The organism is Sphingomonas sp. PL-96, assembly GCF_020707215.1.
GTDB lineage: Bacteria > Pseudomonadota > Alphaproteobacteria > Sphingomonadales > Sphingomonadaceae > Sphingomonas.
The window spans coordinates 1,102,186-1,118,158 of record NZ_JAJFET010000001.1 but is presented as its reverse complement, the minus strand read 5'-3'; the positions used below and the strand labels follow the sequence as shown (position 1 = coordinate 1,118,158).

15 protein-coding genes and 1 tRNA gene are annotated in these 15,973 nt (G+C 67.6%); 13 read left to right on the top strand and 3 right to left on the bottom strand.

Features of this window, described 5'->3' with window-relative positions; genetic code table 11:
- Positions 1-53: 53 nt before the first annotated feature.
- The 3 genes from LK533_RS05130 to LK533_RS05120 are packed head-to-tail and all read left to right on the top strand — an operon-like array spanning position 54 to position 3,846.
- Positions 54-554 carry a 2Fe-2S iron-sulfur cluster-binding protein gene (locus tag LK533_RS05130; protein WP_229361671.1) on the top strand — a complete coding sequence of 167 codons (501 nt, stop codon included), beginning with the start codon at positions 54-56 and terminating at the stop codon, positions 552-554.
- On the top strand, positions 551-1,537 hold the full coding sequence (locus LK533_RS05125; protein WP_229361670.1) for an FAD binding domain-containing protein: 987 nt from the start codon (positions 551-553) through the stop codon (positions 1,535-1,537). The genes LK533_RS05130 and LK533_RS05125 overlap by 4 nt, the downstream gene beginning before the upstream one ends.
- Positions 1,534-3,846 carry a xanthine dehydrogenase family protein molybdopterin-binding subunit gene (locus tag LK533_RS05120; protein WP_229361669.1) on the top strand — a complete coding sequence of 771 codons (2,313 nt, stop codon included), beginning with the start codon at positions 1,534-1,536 and terminating at the stop codon, positions 3,844-3,846. Before LK533_RS05125 ends, LK533_RS05120 begins: the two co-directional genes overlap by 4 nt.
- A gap of 1,196 nt (positions 3,847-5,042) precedes the next feature.
- Here LK533_RS05120 and LK533_RS05115 read toward each other — a convergent pair.
- Positions 5,043-5,132 (bottom strand) — tRNA-Ser (locus tag LK533_RS05115).
- 115 nt (positions 5,133-5,247) lie between these two features.
- Here LK533_RS05115 and LK533_RS05110 point away from each other — a divergent pair.
- The 10 genes from LK533_RS05110 (at position 5,248) to mazG (ending at position 14,096) form a co-directional block, all read left to right on the top strand.
- Positions 5,248-6,279: a lytic murein transglycosylase gene (locus LK533_RS05110; protein WP_229361668.1), complete on the top strand. Its 1,032-nt coding sequence runs from the start codon at positions 5,248-5,250 to the stop codon at positions 6,277-6,279.
- Positions 6,263-7,144, top strand: a complete 882-nt coding sequence (locus LK533_RS05105) for an SPOR domain-containing protein (protein WP_229361667.1) — start codon at positions 6,263-6,265, stop codon at positions 7,142-7,144. Before LK533_RS05110 ends, LK533_RS05105 begins: the two co-directional genes overlap by 17 nt.
- Before the next feature lie 22 nt (positions 7,145-7,166).
- A complete protein-coding gene (locus LK533_RS05100) occupies positions 7,167-8,336 on the top strand; it encodes a D-alanyl-D-alanine carboxypeptidase family protein (RefSeq protein WP_229361666.1) in 1,170 nt (389 codons plus the stop codon).
- The gene (gene tmk / locus LK533_RS05095; RefSeq protein ID WP_229361665.1) at positions 8,333-8,956 is read left to right on the top strand and encodes a dTMP kinase; all 624 of its coding nucleotides are present in this window, start codon (positions 8,333-8,335) and stop codon (positions 8,954-8,956) included. Before LK533_RS05100 ends, tmk begins: the two co-directional genes overlap by 4 nt.
- A complete protein-coding gene (locus LK533_RS05090) occupies positions 8,953-9,963 on the top strand; it encodes an AAA family ATPase (RefSeq protein ID WP_229361664.1) in 1,011 nt (336 codons plus the stop codon). The genes tmk and LK533_RS05090 overlap by 4 nt, the downstream gene beginning before the upstream one ends.
- 9 nt (positions 9,964-9,972) lie before the next feature.
- A complete protein-coding gene (gene metG, locus LK533_RS05085; protein ID WP_229361663.1) occupies positions 9,973-11,529 on the top strand; it encodes a methionine--tRNA ligase in 1,557 nt (518 codons plus the stop codon).
- A complete protein-coding gene (locus LK533_RS05080) occupies positions 11,526-12,305 on the top strand; it encodes a TatD family hydrolase (protein ID WP_229361662.1) in 780 nt (259 codons plus the stop codon). The genes metG and LK533_RS05080 overlap by 4 nt, the downstream gene beginning before the upstream one ends.
- Positions 12,302-13,066, top strand: a complete 765-nt coding sequence (locus tag LK533_RS05075) for an MBL fold metallo-hydrolase (protein WP_229361661.1) — start codon at positions 12,302-12,304, stop codon at positions 13,064-13,066. The genes LK533_RS05080 and LK533_RS05075 overlap by 4 nt, the downstream gene beginning before the upstream one ends.
- Entirely contained in the window at positions 13,063-13,269 is a 207-nt protein-coding gene (locus LK533_RS05070; RefSeq protein WP_229361660.1) for a hypothetical protein, read from the top strand. The genes LK533_RS05075 and LK533_RS05070 overlap by 4 nt, the downstream gene beginning before the upstream one ends.
- A gap of 86 nt (positions 13,270-13,355) precedes the next feature.
- Positions 13,356-14,096 carry a nucleoside triphosphate pyrophosphohydrolase gene (gene mazG / locus LK533_RS05065; RefSeq protein WP_229361659.1) on the top strand — a complete coding sequence of 247 codons (741 nt, stop codon included), beginning with the start codon at positions 13,356-13,358 and terminating at the stop codon, positions 14,094-14,096.
- A 21-nt stretch (positions 14,097-14,117) separates the two neighbouring features.
- Here mazG and hflX read toward each other — a convergent pair whose 3' ends face one another.
- On the bottom strand, positions 14,118-15,404 hold the full coding sequence (gene hflX / locus LK533_RS05060) for a GTPase HflX (RefSeq protein WP_229361658.1): 1,287 nt from the start codon (positions 15,402-15,404) through the stop codon (positions 14,118-14,120).
- Positions 15,401-15,928, bottom strand: a complete 528-nt coding sequence (gene hfq, locus LK533_RS05055) for an RNA chaperone Hfq (protein ID WP_324255264.1) — start codon at positions 15,926-15,928, stop codon at positions 15,401-15,403. Before hfq ends, hflX begins: the two co-directional genes overlap by 4 nt.
- Positions 15,929-15,973: the final 45 nt, after the last annotated feature.

Genomic DNA, 15,973 nt, shown 5'->3' with positions numbered 1-15,973 from the left:
AAGTTCGCCGTATCATTTCCGCAGCGCAGATCACGCGCGACCGGGAGTGGCGTATGGCTATCAGGATAAACGGAACCGACGTCGCGCCGCCGGACGACGCGCGCGTGTCGCTGCTGGATCTTCTGCGCGAACGGCTGCACCTGACCGGCACCAAGATTGGCTGTAACCAGGGCGCCTGCGGTGCGTGCACCGTGCTGGTCGACGGCAACAGGGTGCTCTCCTGCCTCACACTTGCCGCGCAGGTAGACGGTCGCGCGGTCACCACGATCGAGGGTCTGGGCGCCGATGGCCTCCACCCGCTTCAGGCGGCCTTCCTCGAGCATGACGGCCTTCAGTGCGGCTATTGCACGCCCGGGCAGATCTGTGCGGCGTCGGCCATGCTGGCGGAGGTCGAGGCGGGCGTGCCGAGCTACGTCACGCGCGACCTCTCCGGCCCCGTCCGGCTCTCGCGCGACGAGGTTCGCGAACGGATGAGCGGCAACCTGTGCCGGTGCGGGGCGCACAACGGCATCGTCGACGCCATCCTGGCGGTCGCAGCGGAGCGCGTTGCATGACGCCGGTCTCCTACCTGCGGGCGGCCAGCGCTGCCGATGCGGTCCGGCTGAGCGCGGCACAGGGGCACCGGCTCCTGGGCGGCGGGACCAACCTGGTGGACCTCATGCGCAAGGGTGTTGAGCAACCTGCGGTGCTGGTCGATGTCACGGGTCTGTCGACGCGGATCGAAGAGGCGGATGACGGCAGCGTCGTGATCGGTGCCGCTGCGCGCAACAGCAGCGTGGCGGCGCACCCGCTGGTGCGGACGCGCTACCCGATGCTGTCGCGCGCGATCCTCGGCGGCGCCTCCGCACAGATCCGAAACATGGCGACGATCGGCGGCAATCTGTTGCAACGGACGCGGTGCCTGTACTTCGCCGATGCCGCCGGATCGCGGTGCAACAAGCGAGAACCCGGCAGCGGGTGCGACGCCCGCGGCGGGTTCACGCGCTACCATGCGATCCTGGGTGCATCGCCGACGTGCATCGCCACGCACCCGTCCGACATGGCCGTCGCGCTGGCGGCACTCGATGCCCGCGTACATCTCGCCAGCGGGGAGGGCGTGCGCACGCTGTCCCTGCTTGATCTGCACCGGCTGCCGGGCGATCGCCCGGACCTGGAGACGGTGCTGGCGCCGGGCGAGATGATCGTCGCGGTCGAACTCCCGCCGTCGTCGGTCGCGGCCCGTTCCACGTACCGCAAGGTGCGTGATCGGGCGAGCTACGCCTTTGCGCTCGTCTCGGTGGCAGCAGGGCTCGCGCTGGAGGGCGACCGGATCGTCGACGTGCGGATCGCGCTGGGTGGCGTTGCAGCCAAGCCGTGGCGCGCGTTGCGGGCGGAGGCGGCGCTGCGCGGCGGCCCGGCCACGGCCGAGGCATTTGCGCACGCTGCGGAGGTGGAGCTTGCCGACGCGGCGCCGCTGCCGGGCAACGCATTCAAGGTGCCGCTGGCGACGCGGACAATCGCGGCAGTCCTCACCGAGCTCAGCGGAGAGCAGGCATGAGCAGGGTACAGAACGTCCTCGTCGGCTCGGTCCGCACGGCGCTTGGCTGGGTTCCGGCGCAGTGGCTGCCCGGCGGCACCCCCGACCCGTTGATCGGGCGGCGCGGCGAGATCGGCCGGCAGGCACCGCGGGTTGATGGTGCGCTGAAGGTGCAGGGGCAGGCACGCTTCTCCGCCGAAGTGGCGATGGACGGGCTGTGCTACGCCGCCCTCGTGCACAGCACGATCACGCGTGGGCGGATCGCCCGGCTCGACACGGCTGCGGCGCAAGCGGCACCGGGCGTGCTGCTGGTCGTCACCCATCGCAACATGCTGCGGGTCGCCAGCCCGTCGCTGATCTCGATGACCGACCCAACCGCCACCGGCAACAGCAGCCTACCGATCCTGCAGGACGATCAGGTGCACTATAACGGCCAGCTCGTCGCCGCAGTGGTGGCTGAAACGCAGGAGCAGGCGGACCATGCCGCGTCGCTGATCGCGATCGACTATGAAGCCGCGCCGGCCGAAACGCGCTTCGAAGAGGCGAAGGCCGGCGCCCGCGTGATCCCGTCGCTGCTGATCGAGCGCAATCACCTGTCGTTCGGGCGCGCCGAGCGCGAACTGGCGCGATCCCCGCACAAGGTCGACCATCGCTATCGAACGCCGTGGCAGAACCACAATGCGATCGAGCTCCACGCGCTGACCGTCGCCTGGGGAGAGGACGACCTCACCGTCCACGACACGACCCAGATGATCGCACCCGAAGCTGCGACGCTGGCCAAGCTGTTCGGGCTCAAGCGCGAGCAGGTGCGGGTGCTCTCGCCCTTTGTCGGCGGCGGGTTCGGCGGCAAGGGGTTCTGGGACCACCAGGTCGTTGCCGTCGCGGCCGCGCGCATGGTTCGCCGACCGCTCAGGCTCCAGCTGAGCCGCGAGGGCGTGTACCGCATTATCGGCGGCCGCAGCCCGACGGAACAGCGGGTCGCCATCGGTGCCGACGAAAACGGCCGCTTCACCGCGTTGCTGCACGACGGCTGGTCGGTGATGCCGCCCTATGGTGCGTGCCCGGAAGCCTATACGCTGGGCACGCGTGCCGCCTATCGCGCAAAGAGCTTCGAGATCCTTCAGCGGCACGTCGACATGGCCGTGGTGCCCAACACCTTCATGCGCGCGCCTGGGGAGGCGATCGGCACCTTTGCGCTGGAAAGCGCCGTCGACGAACTGGCGCATGCGCTGGCGCTCGACCCGATCGAGCTGCGTCTGCGCAACCTGCCGGACAAGCATCCGATCACCGGCGCCCCCTTTTCGCAACATGCGCCGGCCAAATCCTGGACGGACGGTGCCGCTCGCTTCGGGTGGGAGCGCCGGTCGCCGACGCCGGGCGCGCGGCGCGAAGGCGAGTGGCGGATCGGCATGGGCTGCGGGAGCGGCAGCTTCCCCTATGTGCGGATGCCCGGCGCTGCCGTTCGCCTCTCGGTTCGTCATGATGGCACCGCCAGCCTGGCCTGTTCGGGGCAGGAGATGGGGATGGGAACGGCGACGGTGCTCGCCCAGCAGGTTGCCGACCGGCTCGGATTGTCGCTGGACGCGGTGACGATCGAAATCGGCGACTCCGCGCTGCCGGCCGCGCCGTTGGCGGGTGGGTCGGGTCAGACGGTTTCAATCGCCGGCGCGATCCTGGCCGCGGCCGAGAAGTTGCCCGTCGAACTGCTGCGCCTGGCGGGCAACGACAGCCCGCTAGCCGGGTTGTGGCCGGGCGAGGTCCGGTTGGGACAAGGCGGCCTCTCCAGTGCCGACGCACCGGACCGGCACGAGAGCTTTCGGTCGATCCTGACGCGCGCCAACCGTGACGAGGTGAGCGTCACCGCTTCCGGCACGCCGCCGCTCGAGATGCTGAAGTTCGCGATGCACAGCACCGCCGCGATGTTTTGCGAGCTGCGCGTCAGCGACGTGACGGGGGAGGTGCGGGTGGACCGGCTCCTCGGGTCGTTCGACTGCGGCGCGATCCTCAACCCGCGCACGGCGGCGAGCCAGTTTCGCGGCGGCATGATCATGGGTCTCGGCCTCGCCTTGACCGAGGAGACGCTGTTCGACGAACGCAGCGGCCGGATCATGAACCCGACGCTGGCCGACTACCATGTCCCCGCGCACATGGACGTACCGGAGATCGAGGTGATGTGGACCGACATCCCGGATCCGCGCTCTCCCCTCGGCGCACGCGGCATCGGGGAGATCGGCATCACGGGCGTGGCGGCGGCGGTCGCCAATGCCGTATTCAACGCGACCGGCAAGCGGGTGCGCGACCTTCCGATCACCCTCGACAAGCTGTTGTGAGGGTTGGAAATTGCGTTCCGGTGATCGGCGACGGACCCCACCTGAATGGAGGACCGGTTCTGAGCACCGGCCGACTGGGCCTGAGTGGCTTAACTCGGGTCCTTCGCCCCACAAGCTGCCGGTCCGCTTCCGCCCAGAGGCGGACATTCGTCGCTTGCAACGCCTCGGCCGAAAGCGGACGGTACGCTTTCAGCCGAGGGGGCAACTGCGCCAAAGGCGGTAAGGGGCCTGATTGTCGTGTTGACGCCATCGCTCCAGTCGGACGGCGGCCACCAAAGTGAGTGTCTGATGCGACGTTCCACCAGTTCTTCGTTGAAAATGATGTTCTACAGTATCGTAGGCGCGACGGGTGTGTGGTCTCTGGCATTACCGATGCCCTGGCGGTTTATCTGGGTTGCCACGTCCTGTGTCTGCGCGGTGCTGCTGATCGGCTCCATCAAGAGGCGACCGTGTCAGCACGGATTCATCAACCAGCGCGGGGCGAGCTTTTACCCGTGGGTGGTAGATCCCTGTCCGAAGTGCGGACTGAGTATCGACGATGAAGCAAAATTTAGGCCCTGACGCCATAGACAGGAACGCCTGCTAACGCCCACTTGCGGCCGTTGGTTCAGCTAGCTCATACTGCGGCAACCAACATGAAGGGGCGGAGTATGGGTGCGTCTCGGCGAGTGATCGGATTGGCCGGCCTTCTGGTCACCGTAGCGCTGGCCGCCTCGTATTGGTCAGTGATCGAACTCGATTCCTCCCTAGAGAGCTTGATGTTCGCATCCCTAGTGATCGGGCTCTTGGCTCTGACAACCCTCGAATGGGCAGAGAGAGTTAGGCGTTCTACTGAGCAGGCTGACGCGCGCTAACGCCCACTTGCTGACACTCCGCAGCGCTGCCATCTTGGCGGCGTGCTCCTGCCGGTCATCCTGCTGCTGTTCTGGTTACCGGCTCTACTCCTATGGTCGCCGTTTACGCGCTTGCTCGCTGCCGCCCTGCTCAGGGCACCACGCGGCGCTATGCCTGGCTCTGGGCGTGGATGCTTCCTGCAACCCTGGCAGTCGTGATCCTTGGATTGATCGGCTTCATCGGTGACGTGCTCGGCTCTGTGTAGCCGCCTCCGGGGATGGCCGCTTTCCACCACTTCCAGACCCTTTGAAGGTTAGTTCGGCACGCCGGAGGCGGCGGTGTTCTGCAATTCGGATTGGGGGTGGCGGAGAGAGTGGGATTCGAACCCACGGTGAGCGTGAACCCACGGCGGTTTTCAAGACCGCTGCCTTAAACCACTCGGCCATCTCTCCGGATATGGTGCGCTTACGGCGGCTGGTCGGGTTTGTGCAAGCCCGAAGGCGGTTAGGGGGTTTCGCCCGGCGTCTCGGCTGTGGCACAGAGCCGCTTCACGTGCGGGAGCCGAGTATGCGTAGATGGAGCAAGGGGCTGCTCGCCCTTGCGGCAATGATGTCGGTCAGCGGTTCGGCCGCCGCTCAGGACGAAGCAGGGTTCCAGGCCTATCTTCAGGGGGTTGCCGCCAAGGCTCGCGCGGAGGGCGTCAGTGAGCGGGCGATCGGTGCGGTGCTGAACGGGCTCACCTATAATCCACGCGTGGTCGAACTGGATCGCGGGCAGCCGGGCGGCGGGCCGAATGCCACGCCGAGCATCCCGACCTTTGCTCCCTACAAGGCGCAGCATGTTGACACGGCGCGGATCAACCGCGGCCGCGACGCGTATCGCGCGCAGCGATCCCGGCTGATGCGGATCGAGCAGGAGACCGGCGTTCCCGAATCGATCATGGTCGCGATCTGGGGGCATGAGACCAACTATGGCGGCTATACCGGCAATTTCGACCTGCCGCGTTCGCTCGCGACGCTCGCCTATGAAGGGCGCCGCCGCGCGCTGTTCGAGCCCGAGCTGATCGCGACCATGAAGATGGTCGATCGCGGGGTGCCGCGCGAGCGGCTGCTGGGAAGCTGGGCCGGCGCGACCGGTTATCCGCAGTTCCTGCCGTCGATCTACCTCCGGCTGGCACGCGACGGCGATGGGGACGGGCGCGCTGATATCTGGACCAGCCCGGCCGACGCCCTGGCCTCGATCGGCAATTATTTCACCAACGCCGGGTGGCGGCCGGGGCAGCCCTGGGGCGTCGCCGTGAACGTGCCGGCGAGCCTCGACCGCGGACCGCTGACGTCGCCCACGCGCTCGCCACGCTGCCCCAGGGTGCACGAGCGCCATACGCGCTGGCGGAGCATGGCGGAGTGGCGCCAGCTTGGCGTCTTGCCCCAAGCCGGCCGCTGGCCCGATGACAGCATCCAGGCGACGCTGCTCGAGCCCGATGGTCCGGGCAAGACCGCCTATCTGCTCACCGGCAACTACCGGGTAATCCTGGATTACAACTGCTCGAACTTCTACGCCTTGTCTGTGGGGCTGCTGGCCGATGAAGTCGCACGGTAGCGCGGTTGCGGCAGTGCTGCTGGCGGGCTGCTCGACGGGCAGCCTGCCGCCCGCGCCGGCCGAGCCGGCCATCGGCAGCCTGGACGCGGCCGCGCCCCGCGCATCCGCAACGCTGGAGGCGCGCTATGACGCCGTCGGCTGGGCAGGCGCAGCCGCGCCTGGAGGGGGGGACACGGGGGTGTTCGTCACCCATCCGAGCTTGCCGGCGGGGAGCTTCGTGGAATTGACGCTTCTGGAAAGCGGCCGGACGACCGTGTTCAAGGTTGCTCGCCAGGGCGCGGTCGCACCTGGCTATCTGCTCACGCTGTCGCCGGTCGCGGCACAGGCACTGGGGGTCGGCACCCAGGCCGTACCAATGCGCGTTCGGCAGGTCCTGCCGGCGTTGCACGAGCAGGCGGCGGCTGAGGGCGGGAGCCTTGCGCGCATGGACGCGCCGCAGGTGCTGCTGGCGGCACTGCGCAAGCGGTTGCCGCCGGCGCCAGTCGGCGATGGCGCGACTGCACCCGCTGCCTCCGCCTCGGAAGAGCAAGCGCCGCCACCTGCGGGTGCACGCCCGATCCAGACCGTCGCCTTGCCGCCGACTACGGTCTCCCCGCTGCCTCCGGCGCCGGTCACCCATGTGCCGACACCTGCCGCTCCTGTAGCACCCCGCAGGACTGGCGGTTGGGTGGTGCAGGTCGCGGCGCTGTCGAACCTGGGCCGAGCGGAGGCGCTGGCGCACGCGCTGGGCGGCTTTACGGATCGCGCCGGCACGCTGGTGCGCGTGCGCACCGGCCCATATTCCAGCGTCGCCGGCGCCGAACAGGGGCGTGCGAAAGCCGCCGCGCGCGGCTATGGTGACGCAAAAGTTCTTCGCAACGACTGACCAAGGCCCTGGACAACCAACGATGAAGAAGCTGCTTACCGCCGTCCTGCTCTCCGCCGTCGCCGTCACGCCGTCGGTCGCTGCCGCGCCCCCGTTCGACACGCCGGCGCCGGTCGCCTTCCTGACGGACCTTTCCTCGGGCGCGACGCTGTATTCCAAGGATGCCGACCGGCGCATGCCGCCGGCCTCCATGGCCAAGATGATGACCGCCTATGTGGCGTTTGACCTGATCAAGAAGGGTGAGCTGAAGCTTGACCAGAAGTTCCAGGTGCGCCCGGAGACCTGGCAGCGCTGGCATGGTCCCGCGGCGGGATCGACCATGTTCCTGTCGGTCAACGAGCAGGTCAGCGTCGACGATCTGCTGAAGGGGATCATCACGCTTTCGGGGAACGACGCCTGCGTCGTGCTGGCAGAGGGTATCGCGGGCACCGAAGAGTCGTTCACCAGCCTGATGAACCAGCGCGCCAAGGAACTGGGGCTGACCAACAGCCACTTAGGCACGTCGAACGGTTGGCCGGACGAAGGCCGCACCTATGTCAGCGCGCGCGACCTGGCGAAGCTGGCGTCCGCGACGATCCAGAACTTCCCCGATCTCTACAAGCGCTTCTACTCGCTCGAGAGCTTCACCTGGGGCAAGACGCTGGGTGCAGGCAACGACATCACCCAGGCCAACCGCGATCCGCTGCTGGGGCGCGTTGCAGGCGCCGACGGCCTTAAGACCGGCCATACCGAGGAGGCCGGATACGGCTTCACCGGTTCGGCCGAGCAGAACGGTCGCCGTTTGGTGATGGTGCTGGCGGGGCTTACCAGCGCCAACCAGCGCATCAGCGAGTCGGTCCGCTTCATGGAATGGGGCTTCCGCGCCTGGCGCGCCCGGCCCATCGCGAAGAAGGGCAAGCGCGTCGAGACGGCCGATGTCCAGATGGGCGATAGCAGCACGGTTGGCCTGGTCGCGCCGAGCGACCTGACCGTGACCGTGCCCGCCGGTGCGGCAACCGAGCTCGCCGGCACGGTCGTCTATCAAGGCCCGATCAAGGCGCCGATCAAGGCGGGCCAGCACATCGCGGATCTGGTCATCACCTCGCCCGGCATGGATCCCCAGCGCCTGCCGCTGGTGGCGGAAAAGGATGTGGACGAGGCAGGCTTCTTCGGGCGCGCCTGGGCCGGCCTGATGGCGCTGTTCGGCGCTTGATCGGCCAGTTCATCTCGCTGGAGGGCGGCGAAGGCGTCGGCAAGTCGACCCAGACCGCCCGGCTCGCCACCGCGTTGGAGGCGCGGGGCGTGCATGTGCTCGTCACGCGCGAGCCGGGCGGCAGCGAGGGCGCGGAGGCGATCCGCGGCCTGCTGATGCAAGGCGAGGTCACGCGCTGGAGCCCGCATACCGAGGCGCTGCTGTTCGCGGCCGCGCGCGCGGATCATGTCGAAAAGCGCATCCGCCCGGCGCTGGAGGCAGGACAGTGGGTGCTGTGCGACCGCTACATCGACAGCACCCGCGCGTATCAGGGCGGGCAGGGGATCGACGACGCCGCCATCCTGGCGCTGCATGGCTTTGGGTCCAAGGGGCTGCTGCCTGACCGCACGCTGTTGCTGACGCTACCCCAGGGTGCAGGCGAGGAGCGGGCGCTGGTGCGCGACCAGGGTGTGGCGGATCGCTTCGGCGCGCGCGGGCGCGACTTCCATGCGCAGGTCGCTGCCGCCTTCGACCGGATTGCAGCCGCGGAGGGCGACCGCGTGCGCGCGGTGGACGCCAGCGGTGCGCCGGAAGCCGTCACCGATCGGCTGATGGAAGCGCTCGCCGACCTGCTGCCATGATCGACCTGGTCGGCAACGGTGCCGCGCACGACGCCTTCTTCACGGCGGCCGAGCGCGGCGGGCTGCACCATGCCTGGCTGCTGGCCGGGCCAGAGGGCGTCGGCAAGGCAAGCTTCGCGCGGCTCGCCGCCAGTCGGCTGCTCGCCCATGGCGTCCAGCCTCGCATCCCGGTGCGGGGCGGGTCGCTGCCGCCTGAGGATCGCACCGCGGCGCTGATCGCGGCGGGATCGCACCCGGACTATCGCGAACTGGCGCGCCAGCCGAAGGACCCGGCCAAACCGGACGAAAACCTCGCGCGCAGCATCCCGATCGCCCAGGTTCGCGCGCTGCAACCGCTGTTCGCGACCAAGCCGTCGCTGTCGGAACGACGGGTGGTACTGATCGACGCAATCGACGATCTGGAGACCGCCGCGGCCAATGCGCTGCTGAAGAACCTGGAGGAGCCGCCGGCGGGGACGATCTTCCTGCTGGTAAGCCATGCGCCCGGCCGGCTGCTGCCGACCATCCGATCGCGCTGCCGGCTGCTGCGGTTCGAGCGGCTGTCCGATGCTGATGTCGCTCGCGTTATTCGGGGTGTCATGCCGGAGGTGAGCGACGTCGAGTGCGATGCGCTCGTCCGGGGCGGGGAAGGCTCGCCGGGGCGCGCGCTTGCCTTTGCCGGGCTGGACGTCGCAGCGCTCGAGCGGGCAATGGCCGTGATCGCGGGCGAAGGGGATCCCAGCAACGTCCAGCGCAGCAAACTGGCCAAGGCGCTTGCGGGCAAGGCTGCGCAGGCGCGGTACGAGGCCTTCCTGGAGCGTGCGCCGAGCTTCATCGCGATCCGGGCGCGCGAGCGGACAGGTTCGGCCCTGCAGACCGCACTCGACGCCTATCAGGCGGCCCGTGCGCTCGCGGCGGCGGCGCCGGCCCTGTCGTTGGACGCACAGGCGACCGTGTTCGAGATGGGCGGCATTCTTGCGCGTCTGGCAGAGCAGGACGGGCTTCAATCGCGCGGAGCGATGCACTAGGGACACGGCATGGCCGAGCCCTATTACATCACCACCGCGATCCACTATCCCAACGGCAAGCCGCACATCGGCCATGCCTATGAGATGATCGCCGCTGACGCGATCGCGCGTTTCCACCGGCAAGCGGGCCGCGACGTCCGCTTCCAGACCGGCACCGATGAGCATGGGCTCAAGATGGTGCAGACCGCGCGCAAGCGGGGCATGGAAGTGCGCGCGCTGGCCGACGAAATGTCGGGCCATTTCCACGAGATGGCCGACAAGCTTGATATTTCGTACGATCGCTTCATCCGCACGGTGGAGCCCGAGCATTATGCCGCAAGCCAGGCGATCTGGCAGGCGATGGCGGATGCCGGCGACCTCTATCTGTCGCGCTACGAGGGATGGTATTCGGTCCGCGACGAGGCCTTCTACGAAGAAAAGGAACTGACCGACGGGGAAGGGGGCGTTCGCCTCTCGCCGCAGGGCACGCCCGTCGAATGGACCGCAGAGGAGACCTGGTTCTTCCGCCTGTCCAAATACCAGCAGCCGCTGCTCGATTTCTACGCCGCCAATCCGGAGTTCATTCAGCCCGAGAGCCGGCGCAACGAAGTGCTGCGCTTCGTCGAGGGGGGGCTCGCCGACCTGTCGGTGTCGCGGACCAGCTTCGACTGGGGCGTGCCGGTACCGGGCAGCCCCGGGCATGTCATGTATGTGTGGGTGGATGCGCTCACCAATTACCTGACCGGCGCGGGTTATCCAGACGGCGGCGACACGGCGCGCTTCTGGCCGGCGAACCTGCACCTGATCGGCAAGGACATCGTCCGCTTCCATGCGGTCTATTGGCCGGCGTTCCTGATGTCAGCCAAGCTCGCGCTGCCGCGGCAGGTGTTCGGCCACGGCTTCCTCCTCAACCGCGGCGAGAAGATGTCGAAGTCGACCGGCAACGTCGTCGACCCGATGGCGCTCGCCGGCCTCTATGGCGTCGACGCGCTCCGCTACTTCCTGCTGCGTGACATCAGCTTCGGCCAGGACGGCACCTTCTCGGACGAGGCGATCGTCACCCGCGCCAACGCCGATCTTGCGAACAGCTTCGGCAATCTGGCGCAGCGGACGCTGTCGTTCATCGCGAAGAACTTGGAGGGCGCGCTGCCGCTGGCCGGGCGCAGCGATCCCGCCGATGCCGTCCTGCTCGCGCAGGTCGCCGACGCGAGCGCGGCATTCCGTAAGGAATTTGCCGAGCTGTCGCTTAGCCAGGCGCTGGAAAGCTGGATGCGCGGCGTCTTTGCCTGCAACCAGTATATCGACGTGCAGGCGCCCTGGGCGCTGCGCAAGACCGATCCGGAGCGGATGCACGCCGTGCTCGGCACGCTGGTGCGGGCGATCCGCGATCTGGCGATCACCATATGGCCGGTGATCCCGACCTCGGCCGGGCGGGTGCTCGACCAGCTTGGGCAGGACGCGCGCGACCATGCCGCGCTCGCGGACGCGGAGTGGTACGAGCGGGCAGCGCAGGCAGGCTTCCGCATGGCGCCGCCAACCCCCATTTTTCCGCGGCTGGTGCTGGAAGAGGTCGTGGAGCCCGCATGAAACTCGCCGACAGCCATTGCCACCTGAACTACAAGGGCGTTGCCGAGCAGCAGCCCGAAGTGCTGGCGCGCGCCCGGGCTTCGGGCGTGGTGGCGATGCTGAACATCTCCACGCGTGAGAATGAGTGGGATGCCGTCATCGCCACTGCCGAACGCGAGCCGGACGTCTGGGCGACCGTCGGCATCCACCCCAACGAAGCGGATCGCTACCCCGACATCGGTACGGAGCGCCTGGTCGCCCGGGCCGCCCATCCGCGCGTCGTGGGTCTCGGTGAAACGGGGCTCGACTATTACTACGAGCACTCCGACCGAGCCGGGCAGCAGGCGAGCTTCCGGGCGCATCTTGCCGCCTGCCGGGAGACGGGGCTTCCGGTGATCGTCCACACGCGCGATGCCGAGGATGATACGGCCGCGATCCTGGGCGAAGAACTGGGGAAGGGGGCGTTCCCCGGGGTCATCCACTGTTTCACCGGTACCGGCGCATTCGCTCGCAAGGCGCTCGACTTGGGTTTCTACATTTCGCTATCGGGCATCGTGACGTTCAAGAACGCGCGGGAACTGCAGGAAACCGCGCGCTGGCTACCGCGCGAACGACTGCTGGTGGAAACCGATGCTCCATTCCTGGCGCCGGTGCCACATCGCGGCAAGCCCGGCGAGCCTGCCTTTGTGGCGGACACCTGCCGCTTCCTGGCAGAGCTGCGCGGCGAAGATCCGGACGAACTCGCCGACGCCACGCGCGCCAACTTCCACAGCCTGTTTGCGAAAACCCGGGCGTGAAAATCCGCATCCTCGGCTCCGGCACGTCGTCTGGGGTGCCGCGGATCGGCGGCGACTGGGGTGCGTGTGATCCCACCGACCCGCGCAACCGCCGCACCCGCGTTTCCGCTTTGGTCGAGACGGCGACCACGCGGATCCTGATCGACACCGGCCCGGACATGCGACAGCAACTGCTCGACGCAAACGTCAGCGAGGTCGACGCGGTCCTGTGGACGCATGACCATGCCGACCACTGCCACGGGATCGACGACCTTCGGCAGCTCTATCATGTCCGCGGCCAGCCTGTGCGCGGCTATGCACGGCCGGATACGCTGCAGGTATTACGCGAGCGGTTCGGCTATGTGTTCTTCGGTCGCAACGGCTATCATGCCACCGTGGAGGCAGAAGAACTGCCGGACCGGCTCCGCATCGGCGACATTGAAGTTTCCGCGACAGATCAACCGCATGGCGCGATCTTTTCCGCTGGCCTCCGCTTCGATGCCGGTGGTCGCTCGATCGTGTATGCGACCGATTTCAACATCGTGACCGACGAAATGCTGGCGCTCTATCGCGGATGCGACCTGATGGTCGTGGACGCCCTGCGCGATGCGCCGCACCCAACGCATCCGACCGTCGACGAAGCGCTCGCCCTGGTGAAGGCATGCGGTGATCCGCGGGCGGTGCTCATCCATATGGACCACAGCCTGGACTATCGCACGTTGCAGGCGCGGCTGCCGGATCATGTCGAGCCTGGCCATGACGGGCTGGAACGCACCGCATGAAGCAGGAAAGCGCCGTGCACCTGCTTTGGGGCATCGGCGCGCTGACTCTCGTGATCTCGGCACTGGCCGCACAGCGCCCCGATCGCCGCACGATTGGCCGCTCGTTGCTCGCTTGGGCAATCATCGGCACGCTGATCCTCATTGCGGTGCTGTTGCGTGAAGAACTCGGAAGCGCGGCAAGGGGTATCAGCGGGCTTGGATGAGGCCGCAGCCGTCGCACAAACAGCACCGGAGTTTACATAATGCAGATTACCGGACTTACGGACAGGTGGTTCCAGGAGAAGCTTCCATGATCGAGCGCCTGGTCGCGATCATGGCGCGGCTTCGCGATCCTGAGACCGGTTGTGAATGGGATCGCGCCCAGACGTTCGCGACCATTGCGCCCTACACGATCGAGGAAGCCTATGAGGTTGCCGACGCGATCGCCCGCGGCGACATCGCCGATCTCAAGGACGAACTCGGCGACCTGCTGCTCCAGGTCGTCTTCCACAGCCGCATTGCCGAGGAAGCCGGTCAGTTCGCCTTGTCCGACGTGGTCGCCGCCATCAGCGACAAGATGGAGCGTCGCCACCCGCACATCTTCGGCGGCGCCGATGCGAGCCCTGGCTGGGAAACGATCAAGGCTGCCGAGCGAAGCGCAAAGCCCGAGCACGACGGCGCGCTCGCCGGCGTCGCACTCAGCCTGCCGGCACTCAGCCGGGCCGAGAAGCTCCAGAAGCGCGCTGCACGCGTCGGCTTCGACTGGCCCGATCCAAGCGGACCGCGTGCGAAGATCGACGAGGAACTGCTTGAAATCGAAAGCGCAAGCGACGCCGAGCGCGCCGAGGAAGTCGGCGATCTGCTGTTCGCGGTCGTGAACTGGGCTCGGCACCTCGGCGTCGACCCCGAAGCGGCACTCCGTGCCGCCAACGTCAAGTTCGAGCGTCGGTTTGCCGCCATGGAAGCCAGTGCTGGCGAACAGTTTGCCGGCATGTCGCTGGACGAGAAAGAAGCACTTTGGGGTTCAGCCAAGGCAGCCGAACGGGCGTGACCGCCGCGAGCGGTTCCTCACTCAGCGTGTGAGGAACCGCTCGTAATCGACCGGGGACAGGCGCACGTCATACAGCGCCCGCGTATCCTCCATCCAGTGATCCAGGACTTCGCCGTGCGCATGCAGCCATGCAGCACTGGCGCCATCTTCAGGCGCGAGCGCCACCCGGTAGCGGCGGTGGCCCTGGGTCAGGCGATCGGAGATCGTCCGGAGCAGCGTCTCCACCCCCTCCCCGGTCAAGGCGGACAGCGCTACCACATCGTCACGGTGGGAGGCTTCGCCCTCCAGCTCGGTACGATCCTCCGGTTCCAGCAGGTCCAGCTTGTTCCACGCCTCGATTCGGGGCGTGGTCTCATCGACGCCGATCTCGGACAGAACGGTCTCGACATCGTCAGCCTGCGCCTGGGTGTCCGGATGCGCGATGTCGCGGACATGGATCAGGAGGTCGGCGGAGACCACTTCCTCAAGCGTCGCCTTGAACGCTGCGACGAGCTGCGTCGGCAGTTCGGAGACGAAGCCCACGGTGTCGGACAGGATCACCTTGTCGACGCCCGGAAGCGAGATTTGCCGCAGCGTCGGGTCCAGGGTGGCGAACAGCAGGTTCTCCGCCATCACCTCGGCGCCGGTGAGGCGATTGAACAGCGTCGACTTGCCGGCATTGGTATAGCCGACCAGTGCGACCACCGGCCAGGGCGCGCGCTGGCGCCGATCGCGGTGCAGCCCGCGCGTGCGCGAGACGCTATCGAGCTCGCGGCGCAGTCGCGCCATGCGATCCCGGATCAGCCGGCGATCGGCCTCGATCTGCGTTTCGCCCGGCCCGCCCAGGAAGCCGAAGCCGCCGCGCTGACGTTCAAGGTGGGTCCAGCTGCGGACCAGTCGACCGGCCTGATAATCGAGGTGGGCGAGTTCGACCTGCAAACGGCCCTCGGCCGTACGGGCGCGTTCGCCGAAGATCTCGAGGATGAGCCCGGTGCGGTCGATGACCTTGCAGCCGAGCCCCTTTTCCAGGTTACGCTGCTGGATCGGCGTCAGCGCCGCGTCAAACACGGCAAGCTGCAGTTCCCGATCGCGCACGGTCTCGGCAAGCGCGTCCACCTGGCCGCTGCCGATCAGCGTGGCGGCGCGCGGCTGCCGCACGCGCAGCGCCACCCGCTCTTCCACCTCGACCCCGATTGCAAGCGCCAGGCCCGCGGTCTCGGCCAGGCGTGCATCCGCGTCGCGCGCAGAGCCGCCCATGTCGGGAAACACCACGAGGGCCCGCGCGCCGCGCGAGAACTCCTCGACGTCGCGGTCGAACCCGGCGCTCAATCTGCGTCCGATCCGGCCTGTTCCTCGGCCAAGTTCAGGGGATGCGCCGGTTGGATCGTCGACACCGCATGCTTGTAGACCAGCTGCGACACGCCGTCGCGCTGGAGCAGCATGCAGAACAGGTCAAACGCCGCGATCTGCCCCTGCAGCATCACGCCGTTGACGAGGAACATGGTCACGCTCTCCTGGTTCTTGCGCACTGCGTTCAGGAAAATCTCTTGCAGCAGCGCGTTGCGCGCGCTCTGCTCGGCCGCGGCGGCGACGATGGGGTCAAGATCGACCTGGGCGGCCGGCATGATCGTGGAAATGGCATGCTTGTAGATCAGCTGCGACTGCCCGTCGCGCCGCAACAGCACGGAAAAATTGTCGAACCAGGTCACGATCCCCTGGAGCTTCACGCCCTTCACGAGGAACATCGTCACTGGTGTCTTGGAGCGCCGCAGCGCGTTGAGGAAGAGATCCTGGAGCGAGCTCTGCTTCTCGGCCATGTCCTGCCCTTTGTTCTTGGCGGGGTTCCCCGCAATGCCCCGTCCCCACGACGGTGCGGGGGGCGATTTAGGACGCGGAAG

Coding starts and splice junctions, on each gene's coding strand:
- LK533_RS05130 (WP_229361671.1), top strand. CDS start 54: ATGGCTATCAGGATAAACGGAACCGACGTCGCGCCGCCGGACGACGCG.
- LK533_RS05125 (WP_229361670.1), top strand. CDS start 551: ATGACGCCGGTCTCCTACCTGCGGGCGGCCAGCGCTGCCGATGCGGTC.
- LK533_RS05120 (WP_229361669.1), top strand. CDS start 1,534: ATGAGCAGGGTACAGAACGTCCTCGTCGGCTCGGTCCGCACGGCGCTT.
- LK533_RS05110 (WP_229361668.1), top strand. CDS start 5,248: ATGCGTAGATGGAGCAAGGGGCTGCTCGCCCTTGCGGCAATGATGTCG.
- LK533_RS05105 (WP_229361667.1), top strand. CDS start 6,263: ATGAAGTCGCACGGTAGCGCGGTTGCGGCAGTGCTGCTGGCGGGCTGC.
- LK533_RS05100 (WP_229361666.1), top strand. CDS start 7,167: ATGAAGAAGCTGCTTACCGCCGTCCTGCTCTCCGCCGTCGCCGTCACG.
- LK533_RS05090 (WP_229361664.1), top strand. CDS start 8,953: ATGATCGACCTGGTCGGCAACGGTGCCGCGCACGACGCCTTCTTCACG.
- metG (WP_229361663.1), top strand. CDS start 9,973: ATGGCCGAGCCCTATTACATCACCACCGCGATCCACTATCCCAACGGC.
- LK533_RS05080 (WP_229361662.1), top strand. CDS start 11,526: ATGAAACTCGCCGACAGCCATTGCCACCTGAACTACAAGGGCGTTGCC.
- LK533_RS05070 (WP_229361660.1), top strand. CDS start 13,063: ATGAAGCAGGAAAGCGCCGTGCACCTGCTTTGGGGCATCGGCGCGCTG.
- mazG (WP_229361659.1), top strand. CDS start 13,356: ATGATCGAGCGCCTGGTCGCGATCATGGCGCGGCTTCGCGATCCTGAG.